Here is a 9780-nt window from a genome sequence, read left to right on the forward strand (position 1 = left end):
CCCCCCGACACACCCCGGGGGGACTCGGACACACGCTCTACTTCGCGGACCCCTCGCGTCACGCCGGGTTGATGCCCAGCGTTGCCAGGGCCTCGCGGACCGACGGGGCGGCGAGCCGGCCCGGCTCGGTCGCCAGGGCACGCGTCGCCGCCGGCCGGTCCACGCCCGCGACGAGCATCACGAGGGCGGCCCGCAGGTCGCCGTCGGCCGCCGCCAGCGCGTTCTCGCACACGCCCTGCTCCAGGTCCGTGGCCTGCGTGAGCAGCCGCACCAGGCGCTGGCGCAGCTTCACGTTGGAAGCGATCACCTCGACCATGAGGTTGGAGTAGGTCTTCCCGAGCCGCACCATGACCGCCGTCGAGAAGGTGTTGAGCACCAGCTTCTGGGCGGTGCCCGCCTTCATGCGCGTGGAACCGGTGATCGCCTCGGGCCCGGTGTTCACCAGGATCGCGACGTCGGCCTTCGGCGCCAGGGAGGCGAACGGGTTCGACGCGAGCAGCACGGTCCGCGCCCCGCGGGAGCGGCCCATGTCGAGCGCTCCCCCGACGTACGGGGTGCCGCCGCTGGCGGCGATCCCGAACACGATGTCGGCCGGCCCCACGTCGGACACGAGCGCGGCCCCCGCCTCGACGTCGTCCTCCGCGCCCTCCGCCGCCTTCTTGAAGGCGCTCAGCCCGCCCGCCAGGTGCGGCACGAACATCTCCTCGCCCACGCCGTACGTGGGCAGTAGCTCCGCGGCGTCGAGCAGGCCCAAGCGTCCCGACGTGCCCGAGCCCACGTAGTGCACCCGTCCCCCGGCCCGGATGCCGTCCACGGCCAGGTCGATCGCCTCGACGATGCGCGGGTGCGCCGCGCGTACCGCGGCGACGACGGCGGCGTCCTCGTCGGTGATCATGCGCACCATCTCCGCCGTGGACACCACGTCGATGTCACGGGTGCGCGGGTTGCGTTCCTCGGTCGGTGAGACCGGGCGCGGCGCCGACTGTGCGTGCCGTTCGAATCCCGCCTCGGCGATCATCGGCGAGCCCCTTTCTCATCGTTTGCTCTGTGCTCGTGGTCTGTGTACTGCCGTTCTCTGTGCTGACGCTGGAACCTGCGCTGCCGTTCCGACGTGTACTGCTTGTCGCTCATGGTTGCTCATCACTGCTCGCTGCTGCGCTGCTCTTCGCTGTCCTACCCGCCCGCGGGTCCGCGGAGGCGCGCGACGGCGGCCGCCGCGTTCGCACGTCCGGTCCCGCACGCCACCACGACTGCCGGGCCACCACCACTCAGCGTCCCGAACCAGTCCTCGACCGGCCCGGGAAGGCCCGTGTGGACCACGACGAGGTCCGGCCGCACGGCCCAGAGCTGTTCCAGCCGGGCGCGTTCAGCCGAACCCGGGACGGGCTCACGGGTGATCACGACAAGCGGTTCGGTGCGGGACGCGACGCGGGATGCCCCCTCAGGAAATTCTGCGCCACGTTCGGTACCGATTCTGTCGAGATCCGCCGATACACCGTACCGGGTGATTCGGGCAATAAGCACCGCAAGTCCACGTTCGTCTAGACCGAGTTGCACGGGTTTCGGCTCGGCAGCGCCGCTACCAGGCATTTCGCTCCCGGAGCCAACCTGTCCCGGCGCACATTCTCCGGCCGCGGCTTCCGCGGACGCGGCTCCTCCGGAGGCGACCTCCCCGGAGGCGACCTCTCCGGACCCGCCGACGTCGGGATACGCGTCCCCGGACTCGCCGTCGCCCTCGGGGTGCAGCCGCGCCCCGGGCCACGCCGCCGCGACGGCGGCCTGGACGTGCCGCGCCTTGCGGCCGGCGGCGTGGTCCAGCCGGGTGCGCAGGTCGACGACGTCGGGCTCGGCGTCGGCCGCGAGCGGCACCAGCGCGCCCCGCACCCGTACGACGGCGTCCGCGATGCTCGCCCCGACCTCGGACAGCTCCGCGAGCGCGTCCCACGCGGCGCCGACGCCAGTGGCGGTCCCGGCGGCAGCCCGGCGGTCGCGGACCGCGGCCGCGAGCGCCCGCGTGCGCGCGACGGACTCCTCGAGCCGCTCGACGGTGAGGCGGCCGGAGGCCACGGCCCGGCTCAGGGCGTCGCGCGCCTCCGGGTACAGGGCGGGGTCGAGCCCGAGGCAGAGCAGGTCGGCGCCCGCCTCGACGGCGCGGACGGCGGCCTCCCCGACCGAGCCGGTGAGCTGGCGCAGGGCGCCCATGTCGAGGGCGTCGGTGATGATCGGGCCGTCGTGGCCGAGCTCGCGCAGCAGCCGCGTGGCGGCCGGCTCGATGGACGCGGGCGCGGGGCCGATCGCGGGATAGACGACATGGGCGGTCATGACGGCGTCGAGCCTGGACTGGCCGCGCGTGTCAGCGCCCTCCGGGCTCAGGGCCCGGGCGAACGGGGCGAGGTCGCGCGCCCGCACGACGTCGAGCGGCTCGTCCACGACGGGCAGGCCGATGTGGGAGTCCACGGTGGTGGCGCCGTGCCCGGGGAAGTGCTTGCCGCACACCCCGACGCCGGCGCTGCGCACGCCGCGGGCGAACGCGATGCCGTGCCGGGTGACGTCGTCGGGCGTGGTGCCGAAGGCCCGCACGCCGATCACGGGGTTGTCGGGCTCGGAGACGACGTCGAGCACCGGGCCGAGCAGCAGGTCGACGCCAGTCGCGGCGAGCAGCCGGCCGAGGGCCCGGCCGGCGTCGAGCGAGACGTTGCCCCCGCCGGGGTAGGCGCCGAGCGCGGCGGCCCCGGGCAGGGACGAGCCGTGGACGGCCTCCAGCCGCGACACGTCGCCGCCCTCCTCGTCGACGGCGATGACCAGGTCGGGCGAGATCGCGTGCAGGGCCGCGGACAGCTCGGCGGTGGTGGCGACGTCCGGCGTGTTCCGTGCGAAGTAGACGACGCCGGCCAGGCCGGCCCGGGCGGCGTCGGCCAGCCAGGCGGGCACGAGGGTGCCCTCGAAGCCCGGCAGAAGCACCCCGTTGATCGCGCGCTCGGTGCGGGAGTCCGGGCGGGTAGGACCGGCGGGCTCGGCCGTCATGCCTTCACGGCCCCCGCGGTCAGACCGGAGGCGAGGCGGCGCTGGACCAGGACGAAGAAGATCATCACGGGCACCGTGATGATCGTGGACGCCGCCATGATGGCGCCCCAGTCGTTGGAGTGGACGCCGAAGAACGAGCGCAGCCCGATCGCCACGGTGTAGCTCTCGGTGGCGCCGCCGAGCATCGTCATGGCGAAGATGAACTCGTTCCACGCAGTGATGAAGCTGAAGATGCTGGTGGCGACCAGGCCCGGCGCCAGCAGCGGCAGCAGGACCGACCAGAACATGCGCCCCCAGCTCGCGCCGTCGAGGTAGGCGGCCTCCTCCAGCTCGATCGGGACCGCCGCGACGAACCCGCGCAGCATCCAGATCCCGAACGGCAGGGCGAGCGCCACGTACACGACGACGAGGCCCGTCAGGGTCTCCAGCAGCTGCAGGTCGCGGACCTGGACGAACAGCGGGATGACGAGCGCCTCCAGCGGCACCATCTGGACGATCAGCACCATCATGAGGATCTGGGTGCGCATCCGGAACCGGAAGCGGACCACCGCAACGGACGCCAGCAGGGCGAGGGCCGACGAGACGAGGACCGTGGCGAGCGCCACGAGCAGCGAGTTGCGCAGGAACGTGCCGAACCCGCCCTCCGTCAGCACGAACACGTAGTGCTCGAGCGTCGGCTCGGCGGGCCAGAAGCTGCTGGTGTGCCCGGCCTGCGCGTCCAGCGAGCTGTTCAGCATCCAGTAGACGGGGAACAGCGTGAACACGAGCAGCAGGGCGACGAGCACACCCTTGCCGAGCTGCCGCAGCGGCGAGCGCCGTGAGCTCATCGTTCCTCCTCCGCGAGCACGGTGCGGACGTAGACCGCGGTGACCACGAGCAGGAGCAGGGTCAGCAGGACGGCGATCGCCGAGCCGAAACCGTACCTGTTCTGCCCGAACGACTCGACGTACGACCACACCCCGAGGTTGAGCACCGACCGGTTCGACCCGGCGCCGCCGGGCATGAGGTACACCTGCGCGAACACCTTGAAGTCCCAGATGGTCGACAGGATGATCACGACGGCGAACACCTGCCGGAGCTGGGGCACGATGATCGAGAAGAAGCGGCGGAACGACCCGGCGCCGTCCATCTCGGCGGCCTCCAGCATCTCCTTGGGCACGCCGAGCAGCCCGGCGAGCACGGTGACCGCGACGAACGGGAAGCCGTGGTGGATCACGTTGAGCAGGACTATCGCGTAGAACGTCCACCGGTTGGTGAACCAGTTGGTCGGGTCCTCCAGCAGCCCGAGGCCCATCAGGACGTCGTTGAAGACCCCGCGGTCGGCGTCGAAGATCCACACCCACACGTACGTGCCGGTGACGGCGGGCATCGCCCAGGCGGCCATGATCGCGCTGGAGGTGACGGTGCGCCAGAACGTCCCGAGCGACGCGAGCAGGACGGCGACGCCGGTGCCGAACGCGACGGTGCCCGCCACGGACAGCACGGCGAACCCGATCGTGTTGGGCAGCACGACCGTCCACAGCTCCGGCGACGTCAGGATCTCGGCGTAGTTCGCGACGCCGATCCAGTTCGGCTCGCCGGTGGTGATCTCCCGCAGGCCGTAGTCCTGCAGGGAGAAGAGGAACACCCGCACCAGCGGCCACAGCAGCAGCACCGCGAGCACGATCAGCGCCGGGGCGAGCAGCAGCCAGGGCCGCACGGTGGCGGCCCTGGCCCGGCTGAGCCGCGGGAGCTTCTCGGCCGGCGGCCGAGTCGCTTGCCCCATCAGTTGCTGAGTCACTCAGACCCGTTCAGGATGCTGGTCATCTCCTCGGCTGCCGCCTTGCTCGCTTCTCCGACGTTCGCGTCCCCGGAGAGGATCGACTGCATCATCGTGCTCGTGGTCAGCTTGGCCTGCACCGCGCCGTAGGTGGGCGCGGCCGGCACGGACGCGCCGCCGTCGACGAACTGCTCGGCGAACGGCGCCACGAGCGGGTCGGTGCTCTTCAGCGTCTCGTCCAGGAGGGAGACCTGGCCCGGGAAGTACCCGGACTGCTCGCCCCACTGCTGCGCGAACTCGCCGGTGGTCATCATCTCGATGAACTTCCAGGCCAGCTCCTTGTCCTCGGCGGTCTCGAACATGCTGAGGTGCGAGCCACCCAGGACCGAGGGGGCGATGCCGCCGTCCTTGCCCGGGATCGGCACGGCCGCGAACTTGCCCTCCATGTCCTTGTTGGCATCGACGATCGCGCCCGGCGTCCAGGAGCCCATGACCGCCATGCCGACGTCGCCCGCGGCGAAGGCGTCGAGCACGTCGGTCTCGCGCCAGGTGGTGGCGCCTTCCGACGAGTAGCCGCCCTCGGTCGCCAGCCCGGTCCAGAACTCGATGCCCTCCTGCGACTCGGGGCTGTCCAGGCCCGAGGTCCAGGTGTCGCCGTCGAGCGTGGCGACCTCGCCGCCCGCTCCCCACACCCACGGGTAGACGGTGAACTCGGCGTCGCCCGGGACGGCGACGGCGATCTTGTCGGGGTACTCCTCCTTGAGCGCCGCCGCGGCGTCCTCCAGCTCGGCCCACGTGGTGGGCGGCTCGACGCCGGCCTTCTCGAACATCTCGGTGTTGTAGACCAGCGAGCGCACGCCGGCGTACCAGGGCATGCCGTAAAGCTGCCCGTCGTAGGTCCCGGCGTCGACGAGGCCCTCGACCAGGTCGTCCCCGACGCCCGCGCTGTCCACGTACTCGTCGAGCGGGGCGAGCGCGCCGGCGTCGGCGAACTCGGGGGTCCAGGTGGTGCCGGTCTCCGCGACGTCCGGGGTGGTGCCGCCGGCGATGGAGGTGACGAACCGGTCGTGGGCGTCGGCCCACTCCACGAACTCGACGTCGAGCGTCGCCCCGGTCTCCTCCTCGAACGCCGTCGTGACGTCGGCGAAGAAGTCCTCGGCGTCCGGGTTGGTGCCCTGCATGATCCAGACGCTGAGGGTGCCGTCACCCTCGGGCTCGCCGCCGCTACCGCCGGCGCACGCCGCCGTCGTAGTCGCGAGAAGCACTGCGCCGATGGCTGCCACCAGGGGCCGCCGCATCGCTCGGGTCATCGTTCGGCTTCCTTTCGCTCGGTGCCGCGAGAGTAGCCAGGTGATATTTCTGAGAAATGAACTTCCCAATACGCGGCATTGCGTGGAGATTACTGACGGGATGAACTATCTGCTAGGGGTGTTACCAAACCGTGATTGCCCATCATGGCATCGCCCTCTTTCACCCGGCGCAGGACACGCGGCACCTCGGCGGCCGGCCTCGCTACGGCACCCGCGCCGTCCATTTCTCCGTGCCGAACTTCGACTCGACCAGCTCGCCGGCCAGCTCCCACTCCCGGGGCGTGATCTCCCCGGTCACCGTGCGGTACCGGGTGCGGAAGGCCGCCTCCAGCGCGTCCATCACCGCGGCCCGGGTCAGCCCGGTCTGGGAGCGAAGCGGGTCGACGCGCTTGTTGGCGCTGCGCGTGCCCTTGTCGCTGAGCTTCTCGCGCCCGATCCGCAGCACGTCGGTCATCTTGTCGGCGTCCATGTCGTAGGCCATCGTCGCGTGGTGCAGGACGGCGCCCCCAGCGAGCCGCTTCTGGGCGGCCCCGGCGATCTTGCCCGCGGGCGAGGCGATGTCGTTGAGCGGCACGTACGTGGCGTCGATGCCGAGCCCGTGCAGGGCGCCGACCACCCAGTCGTCGAGGAACGCATAGGAGCGCTCGAAGCTCAGCCCGTCCACGAGCGAGCCCGGCACGTACAGGGAGTACGAGATGGTGTTGCCCGGCTCCATGAACATCGCGCCACCCCCGGAGATCCGCCGGATCACGCGAGCCCCGTGCCGCGCGGCGCCGTCGGCGTCGACCTCGTTGCGCAGGGACTGGAACGACCCGATGATCACCGCCGACTCGTCCCACTCCCAGAAGCGGAGCGTCGGCCCGCGCCGTCCGGCACCGAGCTCCTCGGTCAGGACCTGGTCCAGCGCGACGTTGAGCAGGGGCGATACGGCGGGGGTCCGGATGACCTGGAACTCGTGGTCGTCCCAGCCGGTCGCGTGGCCGAGCGCGCGACGGGTGGCGACCGCCACGGCGTCGGCGTCGAACCCGACGGCGGTGGCGCCGTCCAGGGCGCCGCGCACCGCCTCGGCGAGCTGGGCCTTGGAAGCATCGGCCGGCATGCCGTCGAGGGCCTTGCCCATCGCCTCCAGTGCCTCGTCGGGTTCGAGGAAGAAGTCCCCGCTCACCCGCGTGCCCGCCAGCTTCCCGGGAGACCCGCCCGGGGGCTCCCCCGCCCCGACGACGTCGGTCTCGACACGAACCAGTTTTCCGAGTGGAACCTTGTACTCTCCTCGCACGTGTTCACAGTAGGCGACGGTGCCTGCGGTGTCCGACGTCGGGGCCTCGCCTTAGGTACGGAAGGGGCGGTCCTGACGTCGGGCACATGGGTATTTGGCGAGAAGGCACAGCAGAACAGACCAGAATTTCCTCTTTTCTTTAGACAACCTTGCCCTGGTTTCATGTCAGAATGACCGGGTGTCCGAACTCGCACAGGGTATTGATGAGATGGCGGTCGACGCCTGGGTCGTCGCTCTCGACGTAGGTGGCAGCGGCTCGCGCCTCGTCGCCGAATTCGGTAGTTCTACGCGCCCCGAGCGCATCAGCCTGAACGGCCGCGCCGTCCGGGTGAACCACCACGGCAGCGACGCTGCTGCGGTCGTCGCCTCCCTGTGCCAGTCCTTCAACGCGTGGGCCGCCCGCATGGGCCACGACGGGATGAGCGACGGCAGCACCGCGCCCGTCGCCTCCGCCGCGGTCGGCATCACCGGCCTGACCTCGCTCGTCGAGAAGCCGACAGAAGTGCACGACATCCTGGCCCGCGAGCTGCGGACCAACCGCACGGCCGTCGCGGGCGACGCGCTCACCGCACACATCGGCGCCCTGCGCGGACGCGCGGGTGCCGTTCTCTCGGTGGGTACCGGCGCGGTCGCGTTCGGATTCGACGGCGTGAACCGCTGGCGCCGCGCGGACGGCTGGGGACACCTGCTCGGTGACCTGGGTGCCGGTGTCTGGGTAGGCGGCGAGGCGCTGCGCGCCGCAGGCCGCTTCCACGACGGCGCGACCCGCGGCGCCTCGGAGCGCCTGCTGAAGGCGGCCGTCGCCAGGTTCGGCCTCATCGAGAGCTGGCCCAACCAGTTCTACAAGAACGCCGAGCGCGCCAAGCAGCTCGCCTCGATGGCCCAGGACGTCATCATCGCCGCGGCCGAGGGCGACCCGACGTCGATCCGCATCCTCGAGGAAGCGGGCCGGCACCTCGCCGACACGCTGTCGAGCGCGCTGGGCAAGGGCATCCCGCCGCTCGCCTCCACGACCGGCCGCCTGGTGCAGGAGGAGTCGCCGCTCACGGTGTCGCTCACCAAGCACCTCTCGGAGGACCGGCCCGACGTCTCGCTCGTGCCGAGCGGTGGGTCGCCGCTCGACGGCGCGCTCACCCTGGCCCAGCGCCTGCGCGACACACCGCAGTCGGTGGGCGGCTTCCGGCCGTGGCTCACCGTCCGCGTGGACGGCCACCACACGCTGCGCGAGTCCGCCGAGGACGTAGGGGCCGCGGACACCCTGACGGCCGAGCTGTCGGCGACCGAGCTGCCCGGTGACGAGCTTCAGTGACCGACGGCAGTTCGCTGACCAACACCTTCACTGCCCCGTTGTGCCCGAATCCCCGGTACGGGTGTATGTTCACGACCCCCAGCCCCACCACCCCATCCCGGGAGATGCGACATGACAGGTGACGTTCTCGTCCGACTCAGGCGCGCACTGCCGACGCTGCGGCCGGCAGAGGCAAGAGTGGCGCAGACGGTCCTCGACGACCCGAACACCGTCGTCCAGTCGACCATCACCGAGCTCGCCGGTCACGCGGACACGTCACAGGCCACCGTGGTGCGGTTCTGCCGCGCCGTCGGCTACGCGGGCTACCCCGAGTTCCGGATCGACCTGGCGCAGGCGACCAGCCGGCGCGAGGTGGAGATGGAGCGGTCCGGGATCGCAGAGGGCGAGATCAACCAGACCGACGACATCGAAGCCGTCGTCTCGAAGATCGCGTTCCACGAGGCCCGCACCATCGAAGAGACCGCCCGCATGATCGACACCGACGCGATCGAGCGAGTGGCCACGGCCATCTCCGAGGCCAAGCGGGTCGACGTCTACGGCGTCGGCTCGTCGAACCTCGCCGCCGCCGACCTCGCGATGAAGCTGCAGCGCATCGGCGTCTTCGTGTTCACCTCCCCCGACCCGCACCAGCAGCTCGCCTCGTCGGCGCTGCTCGAGCCGGGCAACGTCGCGATCGCCGTCTCGCACTCGGGCCAGACGCGCGAGACCAACCAGGCCCTCGAGATCGCGCGCAAGCGCGGCGCCCTCACGGCGGCCATCACGAACTTCCCGGACGCCCCGATCGGCCTCGTGTCCGACGTCGTCCTGGCCACCACCGCCCGCGAGACCCAGTTCCGGGTCGGGGCCATGTCCAGCCGCATCGCGCAGCTCACGGTCGTGGACTACCTGTTCGTCCGGGTCGCCCAGCGCACCTACGACCGCTCGTCGGTCGCCATCAAGGCGACGTTCGAGGCCGTGCGCGACCAGCGGCTCGACTTCGGTGGCACCAAGCTGGACCGCCCGGCGACCCCGGCCGCCCCAGCAGTCTGACCTGAGCGAAGTCCGCGAAGTAGAGCGCCTGTCCGAGTCTCTCTGGCGACACCAGGGGGACTCGGACAGGCGC

General features: G+C 71.3%; 8 protein-coding genes. 2 read left to right on the forward strand and 6 right to left on the reverse strand.

Annotation, left to right across the window (positions count from 1 at the left end):
• Window positions 1-58: 58 nt before the first annotated feature.
• From murQ to ACFT2C_RS28370, 6 genes are all read right to left on the reverse strand, one after another.
• Complete coding sequence (gene murQ, locus ACFT2C_RS28345; RefSeq protein WP_377210447.1) at window positions 59-1018, reverse strand: N-acetylmuramic acid 6-phosphate etherase; 960 nt, start codon at window positions 1016-1018, stop codon at window positions 59-61.
• A 155-nt stretch (window positions 1019-1173) separates the two neighbouring features.
• Entirely contained in the window at window positions 1174-3024 is a 1851-nt protein-coding gene (locus ACFT2C_RS28350; RefSeq protein ID WP_377210448.1) for a glycoside hydrolase family 3 N-terminal domain-containing protein, read from the reverse strand.
• Complete coding sequence (locus tag ACFT2C_RS28355) at window positions 3021-3851, reverse strand: carbohydrate ABC transporter permease (protein ID WP_377210449.1); 831 nt, start codon at window positions 3849-3851, stop codon at window positions 3021-3023. The genes ACFT2C_RS28350 and ACFT2C_RS28355 overlap by 4 nt, the downstream gene beginning before the upstream one ends.
• A complete protein-coding gene (locus ACFT2C_RS28360; protein WP_377210450.1) occupies window positions 3848-4789 on the reverse strand; it encodes a carbohydrate ABC transporter permease in 942 nt (313 codons plus the stop codon). The genes ACFT2C_RS28355 and ACFT2C_RS28360 overlap by 4 nt, the downstream gene beginning before the upstream one ends.
• A gap of 11 nt (window positions 4790-4800) precedes the next feature.
• Window positions 4801-6093: a sugar ABC transporter substrate-binding protein gene (locus ACFT2C_RS28365; RefSeq protein ID WP_377210451.1), complete on the reverse strand. Its 1293-nt coding sequence runs from the start codon at window positions 6091-6093 to the stop codon at window positions 4801-4803.
• Between the two features lie 202 nt (window positions 6094-6295).
• Entirely contained in the window at window positions 6296-7369 is a 1074-nt protein-coding gene (locus ACFT2C_RS28370; protein WP_377210452.1) for a biotin/lipoate A/B protein ligase family protein, read from the reverse strand.
• A gap of 178 nt (window positions 7370-7547) precedes the next feature.
• On the opposite strand from ACFT2C_RS28370, the gene ACFT2C_RS28375 reads away from it, so the two are divergent.
• Together ACFT2C_RS28375 and ACFT2C_RS28380 are read left to right on the forward strand one after the other, a co-directional pair.
• Complete coding sequence (locus ACFT2C_RS28375; protein WP_377210453.1) at window positions 7548-8678, forward strand: N-acetylglucosamine kinase; 1131 nt, start codon at window positions 7548-7550, stop codon at window positions 8676-8678.
• Between the two features lie 111 nt (window positions 8679-8789).
• A complete protein-coding gene (locus ACFT2C_RS28380; protein ID WP_377210454.1) occupies window positions 8790-9707 on the forward strand; it encodes a MurR/RpiR family transcriptional regulator in 918 nt (305 codons plus the stop codon).
• The last annotated feature ends 73 nt before the right edge of the window (window positions 9708-9780 follow it).

It is taken from the genome of Promicromonospora sp. NPDC057138, from assembly GCF_042670845.1.
Taxonomy (GTDB): Bacteria; Actinomycetota; Actinomycetes; order Actinomycetales; family Cellulomonadaceae; genus Promicromonospora.

Coding starts and splice junctions, on each gene's coding strand:
- murQ (WP_377210447.1), bottom strand. CDS start 1,018: ATGATCGCCGAGGCGGGATTCGAACGGCACGCACAGTCGGCGCCGCGC.
- ACFT2C_RS28350 (WP_377210448.1), bottom strand. CDS start 3,024: ATGACGGCCGAGCCCGCCGGTCCTACCCGCCCGGACTCCCGCACCGAG.
- ACFT2C_RS28355 (WP_377210449.1), bottom strand. CDS start 3,851: ATGAGCTCACGGCGCTCGCCGCTGCGGCAGCTCGGCAAGGGTGTGCTC.
- ACFT2C_RS28360 (WP_377210450.1), bottom strand. CDS start 4,789: ATGGGGCAAGCGACTCGGCCGCCGGCCGAGAAGCTCCCGCGGCTCAGC.
- ACFT2C_RS28365 (WP_377210451.1), bottom strand. CDS start 6,093: ATGACCCGAGCGATGCGGCGGCCCCTGGTGGCAGCCATCGGCGCAGTG.
- ACFT2C_RS28380 (WP_377210454.1), top strand. CDS start 8,790: ATGACAGGTGACGTTCTCGTCCGACTCAGGCGCGCACTGCCGACGCTG.